The organism is Paenibacillus sp. TAF43_2, from assembly GCF_052113545.1.
Lineage (GTDB): Bacteria > Bacillota > Bacilli > Paenibacillales > Paenibacillaceae > Pristimantibacillus.
Window position 1 is genome coordinate 47,793 of sequence record NZ_JBFRDK010000007.1, and the last position, 21,545, is coordinate 69,337.

Genomic DNA, 21,545 nt, shown 5'->3' on the forward strand with positions numbered 1-21,545 from the left:
TCTTTTCAATTTCAATCAGGACTACTTAATCATCGCTTCTTGACCAGCTTTAATCTTTAAAGTGAATGGACGCGGCTTCGGTTTGCTGCTGCCTGCCTCAAGTGCATACAGAACAACGAGCAGCGTATGATGTTCGCGATCAACCTCTCCTGTAGCAAGGAATGTTGCAAGATCAAACGGCAGCTTCTCAATAACCGCATGTTTGTGAAGCTCCTTCTCGCCAAATCGCAGTGCTGCGAATTCAGGAGATACATCCTCTGGGCGATCCGCTAAGTGGCGCATCCAGCCGCTCCAAAGCGACTTGTCCATCGTAAACTCCCACCAAATTTTGCGAGGCTTATAATTATGATTAAGGAAATAATCATATTTCATTAGCCCCAGTACGACGTCCTTATCTAAGCGTTCGCCTGCAATTGCGAGTATCTCTTCTGGTGAAGCAGAAACTCTCTTCGTATCCTCTTGCAGTGCTGGCACATGTTCGAAGTTCTTCTCGGCTGAGATAGGCAGCGATCCAAGAAACGCCGAGAGCCGAGAGAACAGATCCTCCAGCTGATGGCCGATCTTTTGCCAGCCGCTTCGTTCCCAGAAATCGCCGAACGCCTGGAAGAAGTCGAATGGCGATGGAAACACACGATCAACCAAATAAAGCAGCGTATGATCCATTCGGTGCGCATTCCAATATTTCTCTAATACATCCTCTACCCGTTTAATGCGAACGATATCGCCAAATGGCATCAGATCATTGCCCAGCATTTCATAAGGCGATCTGTCCATATAAATATAGCCCCATTTATCTGCTTCACGGCGGAGACCCGTACCGCGCAGCATTTTGAGAAAGCCTAGCTGCAGCTCCTCGGGACGCAGCTCGAATACATCATTAAACGTTCCACGGAACGTATCATAGTTCTCAAGCGGCAGACCGGCAATCAAATCAAGATGCTGATCGATTTTTTGAGAATTTTTCACTTTCATAACGGTACGCACCAGCTTCATCCAGTTTTGGCGACGCTGAACCGCTTCATTTGTTGGATCATTCGTAGATTGTACGCCAATTTCAAAGCGGAATATGCCTGGAGGCGCATTTTCAGCTAAATAATCAAGCACCTCAGGTCTCATGATATCTGCTGTTATTTCAAATTGAAAAACACAGCCCTGGTGGTTTTTAATCAAAAACTCAAAAATTTCAAGCGCGTAATCCCGTTTAATATTAAATGTTCGATCGACGAATTTAATAAGCTTGGCACCTTTTTCGATCAAATACAAAATATCTGCTTTCGTCCGCTCCATATCATAATAACGAACGCCAACCTCGATACTGGATAGGCAAAACTGGCAGCTGAACGGGCAGCCTCGGCTTGTCTCAAAATAAACGACACGGCTTCCCAAATGAGGAATATCCTCCTCAAAGCGATGCGGGGATGGCAGCTCATTCAGATTCAGCTTGGGACGCGGCGGATTAATCAGCACCTCGACGCGATCCTCGCGCTGCTTCCGATACGTAATTCCAAATACCATATGGTATTTGCCATCGCCTTCAATCTCAGTAAGCAAATGATGGAAGGTCTCTTCGCCTTCGCCCACCACGATAAAATCAACCTCTTGCACACGCTCCATCCAATAGTCCATATCATAGCTGACCTCAGGACCGCCTAAAATAATTTTGATTTCAGGCATGATTTTGCGCAGCATATTAATAACCGTAATCGTTTCTTCGATGTTCCAAATGTAGCAGGAGAATCCGACTACATCAGGTTTTCTCGAAAAAATATCGGACACGATGTTCATCACTGGATCTTTGATGGTGTACTCTGCAATTTCAATATCGAATCGATCGCCGCTAAACGCCTTCAAACAGCGCAGCGCCAGTGATGTGTGTATAAACTTGGCATTTAATGTGGACAGTACCACTTTCATAAGTAATAACCTCTCTAACTTAAGCATTTGCCTATAAAGCACGTTTGCGAAAGCCTTCAGCGCTTATAGCAAGATGCCTTCTATTGTACAGAAAAAAATCAAAAAAAAGAAGAGGCATCCCTTGCCGCAGATCGCAGCAGCAGATGCCTCCATTTTTTTACACTCTTACTTTAATATAAAGCTCATTTTTGAGCTGCATATCGATGATTGGATAGCGAACACGCCATTTGTCGCCGCCAAGTGCTGTAACCTCGCCCGATTCAAAGCCGCGCGGCTCGAAACCATAATCGCGCTCGAAGGAAATGAGCACTTGAATTTTCTCATCCGGCAGCATCTTATGGAACTCATTCCCTAGATTAATTGCCCAAAGCCTGAGCTCCTGAGACATCGATGCTCCGTATAACATATAAAACCTAGGATCAATATCTGCTGTCAGCACGAGCCAGCCAGCGGAATCACGTTTGGCTTCCCACTTCGTAAACTTAGCCTCGCCTTCAGTAGTAGATACAGAAGAGAATTGATCTTTCAGCACCTTCTCGATATCAGCCAAAGGAGCGCCAACGAGCGTATCCGGCAAGCTTGAAGGTAAAAACTTGGCGTTCTTTATTTTCTCCTCTGTCACTTCGCTATTCAAACTAGCAGCATGAATAACGGATACAGCAAAATTCAAATCCGCGCTCGTCCCAGAGTATCCAAGCGTGGTGATGCCAACAAGATCTCCGAACTCATTAAACAATGCCCCGCCTGAGCTGCCGTGATCGATCGGAGCACTTGTCTGAATGTATCGGATACCGTCTTCATAGGTGATGTTGCTAATCAGACCGTCAGAAACTGTATTTTGCAGCCCAAGCGGACTTCCAATGGCAACGACTTTGCCGCCTTTATACGAGTTTAATCCGTAACCTAGAACGACCGGCGGAATGTCTATTGATTTTTCTGTTTTGACAATAGCTAGATCTGCTGCCTTATCATAATGAACTACGCCTGTAATCTTCAGCTCGTCACCATAAACATCCAGCATAGTAGCGGAGGCTGCATCTCCGATAACATGATAATTAGTAAGAATCAGGTTATCTCCAATAACAACGCCGCTGCCTTGAGCGCGATTGGTCATAATGAGAACAACACTCTCATCATATTTATCTACGATTTCTTTAGGAGTAAGTCTAGGAATGTTTTTCTGCTGCTCAAGCCACTCGTTGTATTCTGCTTGCTCGGCAGCCTCTTGCGATGTGATTCGAACCGCGTTAGCCGCTTTATCCCATTTCACATTTGCGTTAAGAGCTTCCGAGATGAACCGAACGGGTACAAACGTAACGCCTTTGCGAACGACAGCAGGTGAATCGAGCTTCACTGTTTTACCGTTAATGACCGCTTGCTTCATGCCTACTTTAAGAGAAATAGAACGATTGCCTTTACGTCCAATAATCGTCTCCGTCTTGCCTTCCCAAGTTACGGTAGCGCCCAGTGCTGTAAAAATATCGCGCATCGGAACAAATGTGACGCCTTTCTCTGCATACGCGCCGGCTGATAGAGCTAATTTCTTGCCATCTACAATCACCTGCAGTTGTTGCGTCGATACGGCAACCGTCTTGCTTGCAGCGCTGGCTGCCGCTACAGAATCTACGCCAAGTGTTGACAAAGGGGCAAGCAATAACCCGGCAATGAGCATAGGACTTAGCATAGTCTTTATAATTTTTGTTTTCACCCGATCATTTCCTCCAAACTTTTCCTTTTTCACCATTTGGTAAATCTATCATTAATCCTACCACTCCTCTTAACTCTTTGTCTATTAGATCGAGATTCATAGAGCGTTGTTAAACAGCTAAACAGAAGATTAGAACTGAAGCCCATACTCATGGTATAGTAGGAGCATTGAATCTAGGAGGTTTTTTGGCATGCACAGGGGAAAAAAGCGCGGAGCTCCTCAATCACAAGCAGATAAGAGCAAGTCCTACCCGGTTAACGAACCGATGGAACTGCTTCCCTTTCTCATAAAAAACATTTCAGGTGCTGGACGCAATGTAGTGAAATCCATATTAGCGAACGGACAAGTATCTGTAGGCGGAAAATCAACGACCGCTTACAACTATCCGCTTCAGCCCGGTCAAACCGTTACGGTAGGCAGAGACCGGCCGCAGGATAAAATACCTCTGGAAGGGCTCGCGATCCTGTTTGAGGATGAGCATATTATCGTTATAAAGAAGGAATCGGGGCTTCTGTCCATATCTTCTGATTCCGCGCCAGAAAATGAAGTGACCGCCTATCGCCAGCTTATGGCGCATGTACGGGTCGAAAATACGAAAAACCGGATTTACGTTGTGCATCGTCTGGATCGTGATACGTCAGGTGTCATGATGTTTGCAAAGAGCGAGGCGGTTCAGCAGCAGCTGCAAAACAGCTGGCAGGATTCGGTTCAAGAACGAAGCTATATCGCGCTTGTAGAAGGATTGGTTAAGAAGGAGCAAGGTACAATCAGTTCGTGGCTGAAGGAAAGCAAAACGCTCAAAATGTATTCCAGCTCCTATCCGAACGATGGTCTGCACGCCGTTACCCATTATAAGGTGCTTCGTTCCAATAAAAACTTCTCGCTACTCGAAGTGAATCTCGAGACAGGCCGAAAAAATCAAATTCGCGTTCATATGGAGGACATTGGCCATCCCGTTGTTGGCGACAAAAAATACGGCGCACGCACACGCATCATTGGCCGCCTTGGCTTGCATGCCCGCGTATTGTCCTTCACGCATCCGATAACCGGCAAACTGGTCAAGTTTGAAACTGAAATTCCTAAGCTGTTTCTTAAGCCGTTTCATGTGACGGAGTAAGCAGGAGCAAACAAACAAGCATCAGTCGTTATACAGGAATGCCCACTGATTGTGAATCAGACGGCATTCCCTGGTATAAAGCGGCTGATGCTTTTTTTTGTTATACTACTATGGATATTTAATCTATCTATGCAGGAGGAACAGCGTAATGCCACATTTATTATTCCGCGGAGTACCGTCCGAGCAGTTGAAGTCAGTTTCGGCACCGCTTGCTGCTGAGCTTGCCGCTATTTGCGAGTGCGGTACCGATAATTTTACAATGGCTTGTCTACATACGACCAGCGTTTTTGGCAGTGAGACAGATGATCAAGGGTTTGCATTTATCGAGATCGGCTGGTTCGAGCGGGGACAGCAAGTAAGAAATCGATTTGCACAGGCAGTTACCAAATACGTCAGCCAGATTGGCTTATCTGAAATTGAAATCGTGTTTCATGCTTATCGTGAGGACAGCTATTATATTAACGGTGAAGCCGTATCGAAATAGCCTCATTCCATCTTTCGTGTGATGGACGATATTTTCCAGTTATCGTTGGAATCCTCCCACTCCCCGGAGTCCAAATCCAAATGGTTTTGAGACTCCTCCATCTTTCCATTAAGCATGCTTGCTCCACGCCACATCATCGACATTTAACCAGCCCGCCCCTCCGGTAAAATAGATAGAAACGGTGTCTCCCATTTTCACGGATACTGCAGGCAGCTTAACTTCTACATATTGCTCTTGTGCGTTAATCGCAAGATCTTCAATCTTTGCTCCATTGATGGAAACCCCGATCATTCCACCAGCAGCGCTCGTACTTACTTTAGCAGAAAGGATATAGTCACCGTCATCAGCAGCCGAGAAGGTTTGGGAAACGACACGACCGTTGCCTGGGTCAACATACATTAAGTTGGAACCGCTGTAAGGACGGTTTGAGCCGATCCCCGTGCCGGAAGTAAATGACCAATACTGCTGGCCTTCCTCAAAGCCGCCGTTCTGAAATGATTCATGAACCTTCAGAGCCACCACTGTTCCTGTACCGCTCACGACCGTATAATGTTTAAATCGTTTAATCTTATAGCCTGAATCCTCACCCGGAATAGGGTCGCTATTTTTGAAAATATAAGCCGCTTCCTCATTTGGCCTTAGCTCAGGCTGCCCAAAATGATATCTGCCGAATGCTCGAACAAACTGAAAGGGCTCACCCGGATTGATATAGTCGACTGTGCTCATAAACTGCTTCGGATCCATTTTTTCATAAAACAATACATAAATATAAGGCATCATCACTTGATCTGTCACATAGATATTGCCTTCCGTTTCATCCGATGCGTACTGTACAGCTTCTCCAAAGGACTCATAGAAAAGCGGGCTTATTTGCTTCGCATACGTAGTGAAATAGTTAGCACAGAAGAAAACAAAGAAAATAGAGAATGCCGCTATAACGATAGGGAAAGAGTATTTAATCCGCTTGTGCAGCCACATAAGGCCTGCAGCTGCCAAGTATACCGTCGGATAAAAAATAATATTAATACGATTGATATTCACATCTGTAATCAATGTCATTAGAATTGCCGTTCCGAACCAGATAGCAATGACTGCTGTCTCTATGCGGAAATTATTAATCAGTTTCATAACGCCATACAAGATGCCAATCCCGATCAGCGGTAATGCTAACGGATACATATATCCAAATTTAGGCATGGCATTCCACAGCAAACCATCATTTTGAGTCAAATACATTTGCAAAAATGATTTGAAATTGTCCGCAAACGTTGAGAAAAAATGACCGCCAAATGCGGTAGAGATTTGCTCTACACGAGGAACAGTTAGCTTAGGAATAGAAAAAAGAAATTGTATGGTCGCCATGCCATATCGATTAATAAGAAGAAACAGTCCGATAGGTGCTGCTAATATAATGAGAACCGCGCAATTCCAAAGCAGAACTCGCAGCTTGAACGCCTTTTTAACAACGAGCAGAGCCAATACGCCTACTCCAAAAACAGGTGCAAAAAAATAAGCCGTTCCATAAGCATAAAGCGAAGCGGCTAGTGTTAATGTAAAGCCAATCAGCCATTTCGGCTGCTGCAGCGCTTTAAACAAAAAAAACACGGCGATCAGCACTAGAGTAGGAAAAATATTCGACYCCAGCGCCCATCGTGACATCATAATATGCCAAGGACATATGACGATAAAAAAAGCTGCAGCCGCAGCTGCATGCTTTCTTTGGAATAGCTGATTTGCAATCCGATAGAATAGCACCATGCTCAGTAGGCCAAATAAGATGCTAACCATTCGAACTGACAGTTCATTTAAACCGAATAAATAGATAAAAGGCATAGACAGGTAAGCATAAAGCGCGTTCTGACCGCTTCCCCATGCAATAAGATGAACCGGCAGCGATATGCCATTGCGATCAATGCCATAATGCAGAATAGAATAAGCCTCATAGCCGATCGATGCCTCATCCTGATTCAAGCCGCCTGGTATGGATCCCGCATATACCACTCTCACCGCAGCCCCGACGAGAAACAGAAGCAGCAATAATGGGTTCTTTTTTGCCCAATCTATAAAACTAGTCATTACTATGGGTCACCGCTCCGCTTTTTGTAATCGTATTCGTAGGACGAATAGGGTATAAATAGAAAAATAGAAGAGCTACAAGCAAAGCTATGAACGGGATAAAGCTGAGCATTGAACGAATGCCCCACACTGCCGCATCCGCTTGAACCGCGTCCTTCACATAGCCGGTTGCCTCCAGCACAACACCCAGAACAACAGCCTGCAGTGAAATTCCCCATTTGACGATAAAGCCGTTCATCCCAAAGTACATGCCCTCTCTGCGTACGTTTGTCTGCTTCTCATCCTCGTCAATAATCTCGGACAACAGAACATCCAGCAAAACGAGCAAACCCGCTAAACCGATGCCGATCACGACCGCCGCCATTGCCGCAGTTGCAACGCTGGATACGAATAAAAATGGAATCGTTGCAAATGCGTAAATACTAACGGCAATCATAACGGTCTTGCGCGGGCCCCATCTCTGCAGCAATTTCCCCCATATGTAGACGCACGGGATGGCAGCGACAAAAATAGCACCGAGCAAAATCGTATTGCTGCTATCTTCAGCTCCGAGCACGTATTTGGTGAAGAAAGGAATAGCCGCGGGCAGCATGGCAAAGGTAAACTGGACGAAAAAGCTGCCAATAACGAATAAAACAAACGCCTTATTCGAGAATGTGAATTTCAAGGATTGAACGAAACCAACCTCTTCACGCGAAACAACCATTTTCTCCTTGCTTGCCGATACCATAACAATAAAGAAAATAAGCGCGATCCCTGCAAAAATCGCTCCCATCGGCCCCCAGCCCATATTCGCATAAACGAGTGGAGGAAGAGCCACACCAATAATCATCCCCAAGATGCCGAACATTTGACGCCATGAGGACACCGTTGCCCGCTCTTTCATAGTTGTAAACATTTCAGGGAAAAGTGCAGAATAGTTCAATACAACCATCACGAACATAATGTCATAGAGCAGCACGATCGTTAAGAAGTACCAAAACAGCGCTGATCCGRTGCCAACTGGAAACCAAATCGCAGTAAACAAGGCCACCAGCGGCACCATGCCAAACAGCATGTACGGAATGCGCCTGCCAAAACGGGAGCTCGTACGGTCGGAAATGTGTCCGAACAACGGGTTTAGCACCGCATTGACGATGCCGTGAATCACCATGGCCAGACTGATTAAAGTCGGTTTTACACCAAGCACATCCACATAATAAAAAACGATGTAGGATGCGAAGGCCTGTGCAATTAAGTTGACTGATAAATTTCCCGAGCTGTAAGCTAATTTCGATTTGAAGCTTGCCATAGCCATAAATAAAACGCCCCCGGTTACGATGAAAGTCTATTATAAATTACATATAACTCTCTCATCTTACCGCACAAACCCTTTTTATTCCATAATTAACTTATTGAACAATTACTTGATTTTTACCATTCGGATATAAGGACTTCCGCTCACTAAAATCGTACCATCCTCAGTAAAACCAAGCTTTTTGTAAATCGCATAAGCTCTCGTATTTTCTGGCTCTACAATCAGCGACAGCCTGCTGCATCCAGCCTCTTCACCCTTCTGTTCAAAAGCGCTAATTAGCGCCTTAGCTATGCCCTGCCCCTGATAACGTTCGGCGACTGCGATAGAATCCAAGTAAAAGTCGCCTTCTTGTGCCTCAACAGCAATCGTTTCATCCGCACGCACACCTTTATCTCGCCCAGGACGTGTAACAAATGGCACATCCAGCTCTGCAGCTCCATCGCCTGAATAGCTAATAAGCATTCCTGCAATGCCATCTTCTCTCCTATCGACAAGAACATGCTTATAGCTAATCCGATTGTCCTCGCGAACATAAAAATCGCCAAGGATGCGCTCTACTTCAGCATCATCCTCAGTTCCTGCCAAGGTGTAGGCAATATGGCCGATCGCAGATAGCAGCAGCGGCATTACTTCTTTTAAGTCTTCTTTCACAGCTTGTTCAATCATGATGTCATCCCTCATTCTTTTAATGTTCTGTTATAATAAGTGAATATTATTCTTAAAGGTGATGAAGTAGTGAGTCATGTCTATTATACATTTCCCATAGGCATTCGGAACAGTCAGGTTCCTTTTGCCGAGCAAGCAGAAGCCGAAACGAGCCTTCAGCTTGTTGATGCAAGCCAGAAGGATGCCGGCTTCTTCCGGTCTTTAGAGCAATTCGGCATATCACTCAATAGGCCTCAAATTGCTGCTGTTCGCCATAACAAAGGAGCAGCCCTAACGCTGGCAGGAGCAGGATCGGGCAAGACGTCAGTACTCGTATGCCGAACAGCTTATCTGCTTGCTGTGCAAGGCGCCTTGCCGCAGCATATTTTATTAATGACTTTTTCCAAAAAAGCAGCTGATGAAATGCGAAGCCGCATTCGCGCTCTTCCTGTGCTTAATCCGCAAGCAGCAAGCGGCGTAGAGGCTCGTACCTTTCATTCCTTCTGCCTCCAACTGCTGCGAGGGCGCGGCTATCGCCAAGGCATTTTGGGTGAAACCGGACAAAAGCATATTTTTTTCAAACGTCTGATGCGGGAGCTTTTGCTGCAAAACGAATATGAGCCCGAAACCATTCTTGCACAGCTCTCCGCCACTAAGCTGCAGATGATCAACATCGAAGACCTTCCCGCTTCTACAACGGAGGAAAGAGAGCTAAAGCTGCTTTTCACCCGTTATGAGCAGTGGAAGAAAGAGATGGATAAATTCGATTACGATGATTTGCTGCTTGAAGCGTACAAGCTTCTGAGGGACGACAAGGCGCTGCTTGCTACCCTTCAGCAGCGCTTTCAGTACATCATGATCGATGAATTCCAAGATACGAATCAGGTGCAATACGTGCTCGTCCAAATGCTTGCCGACAAGCATCGCAATCTTATGGTCGTCGGCGATGACGATCAGACGATCTATTCATTCAACGGTGCAAAAAACGATTATATATTGAACTTCGAGCATCAATATCCAGGTGCAGCAACTTATGTACTGGATATTAACTACCGCTCAACGAGCACAATAGTCGGACTTGGCAATGCTATCATTCAATATAATAAGCTCCGCAAAGAGAAATCGCTCTTTGCTGTCAAGCCCAAAGGAGTTAGCCCCTCCTATGCACGGCTTAAGACGACGCAAGACGAGGCAAAGCTCATTACAGACACAATTAGCATGCAAATTGCTCAAGGCAATCGCTCCTTTGGCGATTTTGCTGTTTTATTTCGTACTGCGAGCAGCAGCAGGGCGCTCGTCGAGCTGCTTCTTACAAAGGAGCTTCCGTTTATCGACTTCGGCGACGGCCAGCTATTTTATGACCAGTGGGCGATAAAGCCGCTAGTTGCCCATCTGAGGCTTGCAATAGATCGCCGCAATTTCGATGCGATGGAAATTTTGCTGCCCTCGCTTTATGTCAATCGGGAACAGGCTATGGCTTTCATATGGAACCAAGACAAACAGCGTGCTAAGAAATGGCCGCTCATACATCTGCTTGAATTTCCGCAGATCAAAGAATTTCAGAAAGACAAAATCAAAGAACGCATCAAGCTTATTAAAGCGCTGGCCGAATTAAAGCCTGCTGAAGCTATTATGCAGCTTCGCCAATMCTTTTATGACCAATTTCTTGAAACGAGCAAGCGTCATGAAATGACGGAGCATAAGGAAAGTCTAAAGGAAGTGCTTGATGAGTTCGAGTCTGCGGCGAGCAGCTATGATAGCATCGAAGCTTTTCTGGCCTATATTGATGATATTACGGACAAGCATGCTGCCGTGCAGCAGCTTCAGAAGCATAATCATAACCGCAGTGCGATATCTTTGATGTCCATTCATAGATCCAAAGGACTTGAATTTCCTGTTGTATTCGTCATCGGTGCCTCAGAAGGCATTTTACCGCATAGCTCTGCATTAGCTGCGGATAAGCATAGTGACCGGAGCTCCATTCAAACGGGCGACAACGCACTGGCAGAAGCGCTGGAGGAAGAACGAAGACTCGCCTATGTTGCTGTTACTAGAGCCCAAGAGGAGTTGTATATCAGCTCCCCTGCTCTGTACCGGGGAAAACCGGCTGAACTATCAAGGTTCATTCGCTCTGCCTTTATGTCAGGTGAAGAAGAGGACGGTGATACAGAATCTGCTCTTGCATGGTTATGTACTAGCGATACCTGCGAGGTATGGCAGCGTATTATTACGTACGAGGATTCGCAATCAGAGACTCGTGCTTGCCCATTATGCCAGTCTCCAATGGAGCAAGGCACAAAGATATTGCCGAAGAAAAAGAAGTGAGGAGAAACGATTTGCAACATGAATGAACACCTAGTCCATTACCTTAAACTAGCTGATGCTGTGATCATCACAGATATAGAACATCATATTCTTGCAGTCAATCCGTCCTACGAGAAAATTACGGGCTACTCATCACAAGAAATAGCAGGGAAAAAAGCTGGCATCCTGCGAACATCCTATACGCCAAAGGAAACGCATGATCAGATGAAGCAAGCTCTTAAACAAGGCTTGCCATGGTCAGGCGTATTAACAAATCGGCGAAGAGACAGCAGCATTTGGCATTCCTCCATTACCATAACACCTCTGCAAATCGCAGGGGTAACCTATTATATCGGTATTTTTCGTGAGCTGGAGAAGTTAAAGAGCGGCTTCTATTTACCAGAGGAGCGCATCGGCTCCATTCAAAGCTCGATGCTTAAGGTGCTCGCCATTTCTTGCGAAATTCGTGATCCGGGCATCGAGCAGCATCTCGTCCGTGTGCGGGATTTAACGGAACGGCTCACTCACTTCCATAATGAACGCATGCAATTATGCTGGACGGAGGAAGCCGTGAACCGCATTTCGCATGCGAGCATTTTGCACGATATCGGCAAATCAGGAATTCCGGAGGGCATTCTATATAAGCCGGGTCCGCTCGCTTATTACGAACGAAATATTGTTGAAATGCACACCCAAATCGGCGTTGATATCATTGATAAAATTTATGCTGAGCTTACAGATGATTTATTTAAGCTTGAGCTCGAAATGGGTAAAAATATTATTTTATACCATCATGAAAAATGGGACGGCACCGGCTACCCGCATCAGCTTGCCGGAGAAAACATTCCAATTGAAGCGCGTATCGTCAGCGTCGTTGATGTTTATGATGCATTGACCAGCACCCGTCCCTACAAAGAAAAATGGTCCGAAGAACGGGCGCTGGAATATATTAGCGAACAGCGCGGACTGCATTTTGACCCTGAGCTCGTTGACTCCTTCCTCGCGCTCCATTCTAACGAGATGTAGTTGCAAAAAAAAGCGCCAATCCCGAACATGGAATGAACCGTGTCCTCGATTGGCGCTTTATTTGTTTGTTTTTATGCTCCATATAGCGCGTCGAACTCATCCTCTAATATAGACATCGTAATGAGATCATGAAACTTCCCATCCATAAACAAAGCATCCCTCTCTACTCCCTCGCGATGAAATCCGATCTTCTCATACACATGGATGGCGCGCGGATTAAAGGCGTATACTCCGAGATGGATTCGGTGCAAGTTCAACTTATGAAAGCCGTATCTAAGCATGAGAAGCAGCGCTTCTGTACCATAACCTTTGYCGCGATGCTGCGTCCCTTGAATACCGATACGTATATTCGCGCTGCGATTGATCGTATCCATATCATTTAGTACAACCTCGCCAAGCAGCTCTCCTGTTTCCTTCAATATAATCATGGAGTCAAATCGGTCTTGGTTTATGACGCTAATTTTACGAATCCAAGCTTCGATTTCCTCACGTGTAAAAGCTTTTTGTGACCCTGTCAGCAGGTTCATCTCCGTATCTTGTAAAAAAGCTAAATAAGGCTCTATATCGGACTCCTTTGCTGGACGCAATAATACCGAATTCCCCTCAATAATGTGTTTAGCAAGTTGTGTCATCACGATAATCTCTCCTATTTTTACTCTCAGCATTAATAAATCAACTCATGATTTTCCTGTATATTATTTTGTGCGCAAAAATCCTTATACCTCTGAAGTACAGTGAAAATATCATCTTTGGCTTGTGCCGATTTTACAACGGTCTCGTCAATTAACTTCAAATGAAGACACCTCCCTCATGATGATCCGCCAGTATTCAATTCCAACAGTTTCAGCTTATCTGGATTTCTTACAATGTACAGATGAAGTGCGCCCCCCTGCACCACATGGAAAAGAGTAACCCCCTCGATTCCTTTATCTGATCGTAAAACAAGTCCCGTCTGACCGTTCAGTATTCTAAGCTCGGCTTTCAAACTGCCATCAGCAAGTGGTCCTTTTTGAACCAAACCGAATAGAAACCGAGAAACGTTTTCGCGTGTTTTAATAGGATGAATAGCAGCAGACACTTTGCCTCCGCCATCTGAAAGGAGAACAACCTCCTCTGCAAGCAGAGAAAGGACCTCCTTCACATTGCCCTCCGCAAGCTCCAATACAAAACGACGAACCCATTCTTCACCCGCAGGCTGCGCATGAACAGGTTCAGCTTCGGAAATCCCCATTTTGTCTCGCGCACGGCTCAGCAGCTTTCGACAATTGACTTCGCTTTTTTCTATTAGCTTTGCAATATCCGAATATTCGAAGCCCAGCGCTTCACGAAGCACAAATACAGCACGCTCCGAGGGGGTTAACCGTTCAAGCAAAACCAGCATTGCATAAGACAACAAATCGTGGTGAATAACGGCATCCAGTGCATCCGTCTCTTCTGTAATAATGGGTTCTGGGAGCCACGGCCCAACGTACCGCTCTCGCTGCTTTCGGGCAGACTTTAGCAAATCCAAGCTGCGGTTTGTCGCCATTTTGCACAAATAAGCCTTCGGCTCGGCTATGCTCTCTGGATCTATATCATATGCCTTCACGAAAACATCCTGCACGATATCTTCAGCGTCAGCAGCCGAACCCGTAAGCTGGTATGCGATTTTGAACAAAAGCGCTTTATATTGCAGGTAGAGCTCTTTCATTTCACCATCCCTCGTTTCATAACAAATGCTGCTTTTATCATTTAATGAGACTCGCATAATCCCAAGTCATTTTCCGTACCTTCCATCCAAGCTTCCCCGTTATGATAATGTCGAGGCCCCATTGCCTTGTCCATACCATTCCCCGCTCTGGCCCGAGACCAAAACAGAAAAAATCAAGATATCTCTTGTGAACAGGTGCAGAATGACCCATTATATCTGCCGTTATGACTTTCCCCAGCCTATCTGCTTGCGCTGTCGCTTCCTTGCACGTCATCCTATCCTCAAGCCCGCTCACCGGGTCAACAATTTGAGCACAGTCGCCAATGCTATATATCCCAGGTGCTTCTTTCACACGGTAATTAGCGTCCACAATGACTCGACCATCTGCAGTAAGCGGCAGCCCCATGCTTCTGAGCATCGGATTGGGCAGCAGGCCAAGCGTCCAAATACATAAGCCCACCTTTAAAATCCCACCATCCGATAAGAGAAGCTCCCCTTCCCTCTCACGAATAGCTTTGCGTCCGTGCAGAACGGTCACTCCGCTGCCCTTAAGCAAGCGCTCTAGCTTCATGCCAACCTTTGCCGGTCCCTCCTGAAATAACCTATCCTGCGCATTTAGCAAGTAGAGAATCACCTCTGACGGATCAAGTCCGAGTGCACTTGCTTCCTTACGCAAAGCGTAGACAAGCTCAGCAGATGATTCGATTCCGCTAATCCCCGCCCCTGCAACGGCAACAGTCATCCATCTTTGACGCTCAGCACGGCTTGTTTCCTTTACCGCTTTTCTCAAGTTTTCATGCCAATGCTCTCGAATATGAGCTGCGCTTGCGAGTCCAGTCAAGGCAATACCGCCCTGATCGGCATCGGGCTGACGAATAACGCTTCCAGCTGCCAAAATGAGAATATCGTATTTTAAATGCTGCTCGTGCCCGCTCTCATCTTTATACAATAACCGCTTATCTCTTTTTTCTATGGTCATTACCATTCCTTGAATAAATTCCACGCCATCTGGAAACAAGCTGCCAAAAGGAACAACAATATTATCATCATTAACAGCCGGCTTGAACAGCAATACCTTCCGAAGATGGTATGGCTGCTTATCAATCAGAATTAAACGGAGCTTCCCAGCTCCTAATTCCGGCTGCAATGTTTTTCGTATTGCCTTGAGGGCGTTAATGCCTGCATAACCGCCGCCAATAATGACACATGTTATTTCCTTTTTCTCTTTCATCTCCATCAGCTCCTGTGCATGTTTGCACATATAACGATAAGATGAGTTTTTTTGTGACATCTACACTAAATTTCTAAAATACTCCATCTTGCTGTCGATAAATCCGTCATCAAAATCAGCTGCTCCGATCAACTTAGATTCACTGAAGCATAAGCTAAAGAGCCATAGCTGTCTAAGCGCTACAAATATCGGAACCGCTTGAATATCATTTTCGCCTATAGATCTGATTTCTCTGTATCCGCAAATAAATGCATCCCAAAGACGTTCAACCTCTTCTTTATCGTGCCTGCTATGAATTTCTCTTGCCAGTCTAAATTCCGCAATGTCATAAGCTCGCCAGCCATAACCGCAAATATCAAAATCATAATGCGTCAATGTCCCATTTTCCGTAAAAGCGACATTCGTATTGCCATGCAAATCCCCATGACAAATTCCAAAGTCCAGCCCTGCTTCCAGATGAATGTTAAGCTGATCTTTTAAGCGCATAACCAGCTCATTTAGAAATTGATAATCCTCTTGCCGATTTTCCATGTGCTGCTTAATTATGCGAAGCGGATTGTCTATCAAATGCTCCAAATCGAGCTCTCCCCTTGTGTGCTCAGAGGTGAAATCGTCAGCAGCTTGATGAATTTGAGCAACGGATGCGCCAAATAGACGACTGTCTTCTGGATGCTGCATTCGCTTTTCTTGACCATCTGCAAAACTAAACATTACCCCGTACTTTACACCCTCAGGGACCAAAAACTCATTAATAAATGTGCCGTCATTTTTCTCAATCGGTACGGACACGCTTATCCCTTTTGCATGAAGATCGTTTAATAAATCTAATTCAAAAGCAATCTCTGATTGGTTTCTCCGGTCCGCTCGGTACACTCTAAATATGTATTTGCCTTGCTCCGTCTCTAAAATATAAGTATCGTTCATCCCTCTCAGAAAATAGTGCAGACGAGCGGACTCATGAATGCCATAGTGGGCTTTAATATGCGACAATAACGCTTCGGTTGATAATAGCGAGTATGCTGCAGGAAATAAATGCAAGGGTACCTCATCCTTTTTCATTATCTATTTTAAATCGTGAATCCATCCTAGTTGTTTGCAAATGATGAATCTATTACTTTCCACTATAACAAATTATTTGTGCCCGATCTGGTAGAGAATTACTATGATTAATTTTGCCCGCTTTATTGATGCGGCTTGGGACACATGACGTAGCTCATGATAGCAGCAATGAATACACTACATACAAGAAGCGCGACAGGCAGACCTCAAAGGAGGAATCCACTTGGATGTATGGAATCAAAGCTATGAGCAGCTCATCTTCCTCCAGGATCGTTCTATCGGTTTAAAGGCAATTATTGCAATAGACAGCACAAAGCTTGGTCCTTCCCTCGGCGGCTGCCGGTTTTGGCAATATGCCAGCGATGAAGCTGCTGTCCTCGATGCGCTGCGGCTAGCGCAGGGAATGACCTATAAATCAGCGATCTCAGGTTTGCCATTTGGCGGCGGCAAAGCTGTCATTCTAAGCCAGCCCGGTCAAAGCTCGCGGGAAATATTGTTTCGGGCGCTAGGCCAGCATATTCAAAACCTGCAAGGAAGCTATATTACCGGTATGGATCTGGGTACAGATGTTTCGGATATGGACTGGGTTCGCCTCGAGACACCCTATGTGACTGATGTATCAGGGTCGCTCGGAGCAGTAAATGATTTTACAGCTAAAATGACCGCATACGGCGTTTTCCTTGGCATTCAGGCCTCTCTCAAAACGGTTTACGGTTCCGAAAATATGCAGCAAAAAATCATTGCCGTTCAAGGATTAGGCAAAGTAGGCTATCAGCTATGCCGCTATTTAAAGCATGCGGGCGCAGAGCTCGTTGTAACGGACGTTGATTCAAAGCGGGTGAAGAAGGTTGTCGAGGAGTTTGGGGCAATTCCTTGCAAGCCAGATGTCATTATGCGCACACCTTGCGATGTCTTCTCGCCATGTGCCTTAGGCGGCATCCTAAATGATTTTACATTAGGCCAGCTGGACTGCAGCATTGTTGCTGGGGCAGCGAACAATCAATTAGCAGAAAGCCGCCATGGCGAGAAGCTTCATGAGCTTGGCATTTTGTATGCACCGGATTATGTGATTAACGCAGGCGGCATCATCGTAACCTCTGTTGAGCTTATTGGCGGGGATGCTGCGACAGCACAGCAAAAGGTTGAGAAAATAAATGGTACACTGATGAACGTATTTCAAGCAGCTGACGAACATGGAATTTCAACCGCAGCAGCAGCCAATCGAATTGTGGAGCAATTGCTTAAGGGCTGAATAACCACTCAATCGAAAAAAGGGGATGTATCGAAAGTAGATTTCTCTACTTCCGGCACATCCCCTTATTATTCATTATTGCGGTGTCCAGCTTAAACTGCTGGAGGAGTGAAGGAACGTCCAGCGAACTCAGCATCAAGCATATAGAATGCATTGCTATCCTTGTCGATGCGTTTCAGCTTATGGATAATGTTATCGAACAAAGCCTCTTCTTCAACCTGCTCATCGATAAACCATTTGAGGAAGTTGATCGTTGCATGCTCGCGATCGTTGATCGCAAGGTCAGATAAATTATAGAAACGTTTTGTATTTTGCTGCTCATGTCCGTAGCCTTGCTCGAAAGTGTCCAAAATGGAAGAGTATTCGTTATTCGGCTCTCCAAGAGCAGACAGCGTAGCACGACGACCACGGTCATTCAGAAACTTGTATATTTTCATTGCATGAAACCGTTCTTCCTCAGCCTGTACAATGAAGAAGTTAGCGAAACCATCAAGACTTTCACCTGAACAGTAAGCCGCCATTGCCAGATACACATGCGCTGAATAAAATTCAAAATTCATCTGTTCATTTAATGCTTCTGCTAATCCATCATTCATGCTTATGCACCTCAGCTTTCCTAGATTGTACTTATTCTAACATAAAAATAAAGAACGGCAAATGCCGTTCTTGTTAATTTATTGAAATTCAAGCTACCCGATCATTTTTTTCAATCGCTTATAGAGCTTCTCTGCGGACGGCGCGCTAACCGTCTTCGACTTGACCACGACGAAGCACTCTAGCTTGCAGGTTTTGCAATCTCCAAGGCAATCACTTTTTTTCTGCTTAATATCCGGATATCGATTTTTCATCGCCTTATAAACCGGCTCCAAACCGTTCTTGAGATTCCGTTTGCAATACTTAATCTTCTTCATAAGATACACCCCGCAGCGCAACGAAGGATTTGCTTTCTACTTGATGATAATGATTATCATCCCCGTTGTCAACTGCCGTTTTTAAGAACCTCTAACCCTTTAATCAGCTGACTGTCCTCGCGTCCAAGCTTCTCGCGTAGACGCTCCAGCAGCTTATACCCCGTTTTGTCATTGAAACTGCCCGTAGCCTCCAGCTTCTCGGCTTTTTGGAACTTAGTTAATGCTGCTGCTGTTTGTTTATCGAACATGCCTTCTTGTCCTGTTGGAGAATAACCGAGCTCCTTCAGCATCATCTGCAGCGTCTTTACATCCTCGCCATAGCTGCCTATCTTCATATGTGTGCCAATCGCAAGCGGTCTTAGTTTCGTATATTCGGGAAGGGCTACTGCAAAATCCGGTGAAACGCCTGTTTTGTTAATCCAAGTGCCGCCCGGCGTCTTCCACTGCGCTTCCGTTAAGCTTAAGACAGAACCGTCCTTAAACTGATTAAAAGCTTGTACAACACCTTTGCCATACGTTTTTTCACCGACAACGGTTGCTCCCGCTGATTCCTTTAACGCAGCCGTCAGCACCTCGCTCGCGCTTGCAGATTGTCCATTCACGAGTACTACAATCGGCACTTTCCATTCCTTCTTCTGATCAGACTTATACGAAATCGTTTGCCGCTCATTTTTGTACACGACATTCAAAATAACCTTGTTTTTCGGTATAAGCCTGCTTGCAATCTTAATGGTTGGCTGCAGCAATCCACCGGGGTTGGATCGCATATCCAGCAGCAATCCTTTAAGCGGCTGCTTCGCCTGCAGCTCCGTAATTGCAGCTTCAAATTCATCCGCAGTTTTCTCAGCGAAACGGCTAATCGTTACATGCCCGATACCGCCTTCAAGAAGCTCAGACGTTACCGTATGTACTGGAATAGCTTCCCGCTTCAGCTTTAATGTTATCGGCTCAACTTGATTCGGGCGCTGAATCTGCAGCGAGACTGATGTTCCTTCCTTGCCTCTAACGAGGCCAAGCAGCTCCTCAAACGTCTTCCCAGCCAGCTTCTGATTATCTACCGAGAGAATGATATCGCCCGTCAGTAAGCCGCCTCGCTCGGCTGGAGCTCCCTTCGTGAGCCCGGTAATGATGAACATGCCTTCCTCTTCGCGCAATTCAGCACCAATTCCATATATTTCGCCCTCATAGGACTGGGTATAGGCACTGCCCTTTTCCTCAGCCAAATACCGGGAATACGGGTCCTCAAGCGAGCTAACCATGCCTGCAATTGCGCCATTAATCAGCTTCTTCGGCTCAGCTCCGTTTAAGTAGTCATTAATAATTTTGTTGTATGAAACCGTAAATTGCTTAAAGGTCGGCTCCTTGATCATCGGATACTGATTCCCCATCCAGAAAAACCCGATTGCAAAGCCAAGAGCAGTAAATACCACAGCTCCCATGACGCAGAGAGTCAGAAATCTTTGTTTTGCTGCCGCTGATGTAAAATAGTTCATCTGTTCATCTCCTCAAAAGTTATACGAAGTAAAACTTACTTCGTAAGCATAAACCCAGTTTTGTGAAGCAAAACTTACTTCGTAAGCATAAGCCTAGTCTTGAATGTCTGGATCATTTTAGCTACAATCAACCTAATCAAAGCGCAAACGGCCAACGCCGTCTTTGGCGGCGTATGCAATCGTTTCGCAGCGAAATATAAGCCTAGTTATACATGTGGAACTTATAACTTCTTATATTTTTAAATATAGAGAGCTGGAGAGGAGCTTCACCGCTAGTATGTATAAACTTATCGCGATTGATGTTGACGACACGTTATTAACGGATGACCTAACCGTAACGGAAGGCACGAAGCGTGCCATGGAAGCTGCTATTGCCCAAGGTGTAACGGTTACACTCGCAACAGGCCGCATGTTTGCTTCCGCTCAAAAAATTGCTAAGCAAATTGAACTCAATGTTCCTATTATTACCTATCAAGGGGCACTCGTCAAAACACTGCTTGATGGACAAGTCCTGTATGAAAGAAACGTACCGATTGATGCGGCTAAAGAGCTTCACGCATTCGCTGAGGAGAACGGCTTGCACCTGCAGCTTTACGTTGACGATGAGCTTTACAGCACTCATGACAATGACAAAATCAAAGCTTATTCTAAGCTTGCCAATATCCCTTACAAAATAGAGCCAGACTTCAACAAATTGCTCGACTTTCCGATGAACAAAATGCTTATTATCGATGATCCGGCTCGCCTCGATGAAATCGCTGAGCAGCTTAAGCCGCTAATCGGTGATCGCGTGCATATTACTAAATCCAAAGCGCACTATTTAGAGTTCATGCATAAGGAAGGCACTAAAGGACATGCACTGAAATTTATGGCCGAGCATCTTGGCTGTACAATGGACCAAACAATCGCCCTTGGCGATGCATGGAATGATAATGAAATGATTATCGCTGCCGGACTTGGTGTAGCAATGGGCAACGCCATTCAATCTCTGAAGGACATTGCAGACTATGTAACGTTGTCGAATAACGAGGAAGGCGTTCGCCACGTTATTGAGAAATTTGTGCTTAACGTCACTGAATAACAAGCAAGGAGGCGACTGCATTCATGAATTGTCCCCTTTGCAATGGGCCAAACGATTGTGCTATGGAAGAAAACAATACAGCGAAAGATTGCTGGTGCTTCCAGAAATCATTTCCCAGCACGCTTCTAGAGACCGTTCCTGAAGAGCTCAAAAACAAAGCCTGCATCTGCCGAAATTGCTTAAGCAAAGCAGTTGAAGAACAAAATTAAGAAGCTGTCTCTGGAAGGTAATCACCTTTTAGAAACAGCTTCTTTTTT

Annotated in this window: 21 protein-coding genes; 7 read left to right on the forward strand and 14 right to left on the reverse strand. The window is 45.4% G+C overall.

From position 1 onward, the window contains the following. Positions 1-21 precede the first annotated feature (21 nt). Positions 22-1,914 (reverse strand): B12-binding domain-containing radical SAM protein, encoded by a 1,893-nt coding sequence (locus AB4Z17_RS03030; RefSeq protein WP_441958058.1) that lies wholly within the window; start codon positions 1,912-1,914, stop codon positions 22-24. A 157-nt stretch (positions 1,915-2,071) separates the two neighbouring features. After that, on the reverse strand, positions 2,072-3,622 hold the full coding sequence (locus tag AB4Z17_RS03035) for a stalk domain-containing protein (RefSeq protein ID WP_441958060.1): 1,551 nt from the start codon (positions 3,620-3,622) through the stop codon (positions 2,072-2,074). 190 nt (positions 3,623-3,812) lie between these two features. Here AB4Z17_RS03035 and AB4Z17_RS03040 point away from each other — a divergent pair, with 190 nt between their 5' ends. Both AB4Z17_RS03040 and AB4Z17_RS03045 read left to right on the forward strand, forming a co-directional pair. Next, on the forward strand, positions 3,813-4,739 hold the full coding sequence (locus AB4Z17_RS03040) for an RluA family pseudouridine synthase (RefSeq protein WP_083681946.1): 927 nt from the start codon (positions 3,813-3,815) through the stop codon (positions 4,737-4,739). A gap of 148 nt (positions 4,740-4,887) precedes the next feature. Beyond that, positions 4,888-5,223 carry a DUF1904 family protein gene (locus AB4Z17_RS03045; RefSeq protein WP_441958062.1) on the forward strand — a complete coding sequence of 112 codons (336 nt, stop codon included), beginning with the start codon at positions 4,888-4,890 and terminating at the stop codon, positions 5,221-5,223. A gap of 2 nt (positions 5,224-5,225) precedes the next feature. Here AB4Z17_RS03045 and AB4Z17_RS03050 read toward each other — a convergent pair whose 3' ends face one another. The 4 genes from AB4Z17_RS03050 to AB4Z17_RS03065 form a co-directional block, all read right to left on the reverse strand. Then, positions 5,226-5,366: a hypothetical protein gene (locus AB4Z17_RS03050; protein WP_441958064.1), complete on the reverse strand. Its 141-nt coding sequence runs from the start codon at positions 5,364-5,366 to the stop codon at positions 5,226-5,228. Beyond that, positions 5,332-7,299 (reverse strand): glycosyltransferase family 39 protein, encoded by a 1,968-nt coding sequence (locus AB4Z17_RS03055; RefSeq protein ID WP_441958066.1) that lies wholly within the window; start codon positions 7,297-7,299, stop codon positions 5,332-5,334. Before AB4Z17_RS03055 ends, AB4Z17_RS03050 begins: the two co-directional genes overlap by 35 nt. Further along, positions 7,292-8,596 carry an MFS transporter gene (locus AB4Z17_RS03060; RefSeq protein WP_441958068.1) on the reverse strand — a complete coding sequence of 435 codons (1,305 nt, stop codon included), beginning with the start codon at positions 8,594-8,596 and terminating at the stop codon, positions 7,292-7,294. The genes AB4Z17_RS03055 and AB4Z17_RS03060 overlap by 8 nt, the downstream gene beginning before the upstream one ends. Positions 8,597-8,701: 105 nt before the next feature. Then, a complete protein-coding gene (locus AB4Z17_RS03065; RefSeq protein ID WP_441958070.1) occupies positions 8,702-9,262 on the reverse strand; it encodes a GNAT family N-acetyltransferase in 561 nt (186 codons plus the stop codon). Positions 9,263-9,331: 69 nt separating this feature from the next. Between AB4Z17_RS03065 and AB4Z17_RS03070 the strand changes: the two genes are divergently transcribed. Together AB4Z17_RS03070 and AB4Z17_RS03075 are read left to right on the forward strand one after the other, a co-directional pair. Further along, the gene (locus AB4Z17_RS03070; protein ID WP_441958072.1) at positions 9,332-11,566 is read left to right on the forward strand and encodes a UvrD-helicase domain-containing protein; all 2,235 of its coding nucleotides are present in this window, start codon (positions 9,332-9,334) and stop codon (positions 11,564-11,566) included. A gap of 18 nt (positions 11,567-11,584) precedes the next feature. Next, on the forward strand, positions 11,585-12,571 hold the full coding sequence (locus tag AB4Z17_RS03075; protein WP_441958074.1) for an HD domain-containing phosphohydrolase: 987 nt from the start codon (positions 11,585-11,587) through the stop codon (positions 12,569-12,571). Positions 12,572-12,642: 71 nt separating this feature from the next. On the opposite strand, the gene AB4Z17_RS03080 is transcribed toward AB4Z17_RS03075, so the two are convergent. The 5 genes from AB4Z17_RS03080 to AB4Z17_RS03100 are packed head-to-tail and all read right to left on the reverse strand — an operon-like array spanning position 12,643 to position 16,551. Then, positions 12,643-13,203, reverse strand: a complete 561-nt coding sequence (locus AB4Z17_RS03080) for a GNAT family N-acetyltransferase (RefSeq protein ID WP_441958092.1) — start codon at positions 13,201-13,203, stop codon at positions 12,643-12,645. A gap of 32 nt (positions 13,204-13,235) precedes the next feature. Then, positions 13,236-13,364 (reverse strand): hypothetical protein, encoded by a 129-nt coding sequence (locus tag AB4Z17_RS03085; RefSeq protein WP_441958076.1) that lies wholly within the window; start codon positions 13,362-13,364, stop codon positions 13,236-13,238. Between the two features lie 15 nt (positions 13,365-13,379). Next, positions 13,380-14,261, reverse strand: coding sequence for an RNA polymerase sigma factor SigJ (gene sigJ, locus AB4Z17_RS03090; protein ID WP_441908792.1), 882 nt, complete (start codon positions 14,259-14,261; stop codon positions 13,380-13,382). A 37-nt stretch (positions 14,262-14,298) separates the two neighbouring features. After that, positions 14,299-15,492 carry an NAD(P)/FAD-dependent oxidoreductase gene (locus AB4Z17_RS03095; RefSeq protein WP_441958077.1) on the reverse strand — a complete coding sequence of 398 codons (1,194 nt, stop codon included), beginning with the start codon at positions 15,490-15,492 and terminating at the stop codon, positions 14,299-14,301. A 60-nt stretch (positions 15,493-15,552) separates the two neighbouring features. After that, positions 15,553-16,551: a phosphotransferase enzyme family protein gene (locus tag AB4Z17_RS03100; protein WP_441958078.1), complete on the reverse strand. Its 999-nt coding sequence runs from the start codon at positions 16,549-16,551 to the stop codon at positions 15,553-15,555. 223 nt (positions 16,552-16,774) lie between these two features. Here AB4Z17_RS03100 and AB4Z17_RS03105 point away from each other — a divergent pair, with 223 nt between their 5' ends. Beyond that, positions 16,775-17,803, forward strand: a complete 1,029-nt coding sequence (locus tag AB4Z17_RS03105) for a Leu/Phe/Val dehydrogenase (protein WP_441958080.1) — start codon at positions 16,775-16,777, stop codon at positions 17,801-17,803. Between the two features lie 92 nt (positions 17,804-17,895). Here the strand turns inward: AB4Z17_RS03105 and AB4Z17_RS03110 are convergent, their stop codons facing one another. The 3 genes from AB4Z17_RS03110 to AB4Z17_RS03120 form a co-directional block, all read right to left on the reverse strand. Next, entirely contained in the window at positions 17,896-18,399 is a 504-nt protein-coding gene (locus AB4Z17_RS03110; protein ID WP_076268034.1) for a ferritin, read from the reverse strand. Positions 18,400-18,492: 93 nt separating this feature from the next. Next, a complete protein-coding gene (locus AB4Z17_RS03115; protein WP_076268035.1) occupies positions 18,493-18,714 on the reverse strand; it encodes a DUF1450 domain-containing protein in 222 nt (73 codons plus the stop codon). Between the two features lie 68 nt (positions 18,715-18,782). Next, positions 18,783-20,207: a S41 family peptidase gene (locus AB4Z17_RS03120; RefSeq protein WP_441958082.1), complete on the reverse strand. Its 1,425-nt coding sequence runs from the start codon at positions 20,205-20,207 to the stop codon at positions 18,783-18,785. A 277-nt stretch (positions 20,208-20,484) separates the two neighbouring features. Here AB4Z17_RS03120 and AB4Z17_RS03125 point away from each other — a divergent pair, with 277 nt between their 5' ends. Next, positions 20,485-21,288 (forward strand): Cof-type HAD-IIB family hydrolase, encoded by an 804-nt coding sequence (locus AB4Z17_RS03125; RefSeq protein ID WP_076268037.1) that lies wholly within the window; start codon positions 20,485-20,487, stop codon positions 21,286-21,288. A 23-nt stretch (positions 21,289-21,311) separates the two neighbouring features. After that, a complete protein-coding gene (locus AB4Z17_RS03130) occupies positions 21,312-21,497 on the forward strand; it encodes a cysteine-rich CWC family protein (protein ID WP_441908782.1) in 186 nt (61 codons plus the stop codon). Positions 21,498-21,545 lie beyond the last annotated feature (48 nt).

Excerpts from the sequence above, each read along its gene's own strand:
- AB4Z17_RS03030 (WP_441958058.1), bottom strand. The coding sequence starts at position 1,914 with ATGAAAGTGGTACTGTCCACATTAAATGCCAAGTTTATACACACATCA.
- AB4Z17_RS03040 (WP_083681946.1), top strand. The coding sequence starts at position 3,813 with ATGCACAGGGGAAAAAAGCGCGGAGCTCCTCAATCACAAGCAGATAAG.
- AB4Z17_RS03045 (WP_441958062.1), top strand. The coding sequence starts at position 4,888 with ATGCCACATTTATTATTCCGCGGAGTACCGTCCGAGCAGTTGAAGTCA.
- AB4Z17_RS03050 (WP_441958064.1), bottom strand. The coding sequence starts at position 5,366 with ATGTCGATGATGTGGCGTGGAGCAAGCATGCTTAATGGAAAGATGGAG.
- AB4Z17_RS03065 (WP_441958070.1), bottom strand. The coding sequence starts at position 9,262 with ATGATTGAACAAGCTGTGAAAGAAGACTTAAAAGAAGTAATGCCGCTG.
- AB4Z17_RS03075 (WP_441958074.1), top strand. The coding sequence starts at position 11,585 with ATGAATGAACACCTAGTCCATTACCTTAAACTAGCTGATGCTGTGATC.
- sigJ (WP_441908792.1), bottom strand. The coding sequence starts at position 14,261 with ATGAAAGAGCTCTACCTGCAATATAAAGCGCTTTTGTTCAAAATCGCA.
- AB4Z17_RS03095 (WP_441958077.1), bottom strand. The coding sequence starts at position 15,492 with ATGAAAGAGAAAAAGGAAATAACATGTGTCATTATTGGCGGCGGTTAT.
- AB4Z17_RS03100 (WP_441958078.1), bottom strand. The coding sequence starts at position 16,551 with ATGAAAAAGGATGAGGTACCCTTGCATTTATTTCCTGCAGCATACTCG.
- AB4Z17_RS03110 (WP_076268034.1), bottom strand. The coding sequence starts at position 18,399 with ATGAATGATGGATTAGCAGAAGCATTAAATGAACAGATGAATTTTGAA.
- AB4Z17_RS03115 (WP_076268035.1), bottom strand. The coding sequence starts at position 18,714 with ATGAAGAAGATTAAGTATTGCAAACGGAATCTCAAGAACGGTTTGGAG.
- AB4Z17_RS03120 (WP_441958082.1), bottom strand. The coding sequence starts at position 20,207 with ATGAACTATTTTACATCAGCGGCAGCAAAACAAAGATTTCTGACTCTC.
- AB4Z17_RS03125 (WP_076268037.1), top strand. The coding sequence starts at position 20,485 with ATGTATAAACTTATCGCGATTGATGTTGACGACACGTTATTAACGGAT.
- AB4Z17_RS03130 (WP_441908782.1), top strand. The coding sequence starts at position 21,312 with ATGAATTGTCCCCTTTGCAATGGGCCAAACGATTGTGCTATGGAAGAA.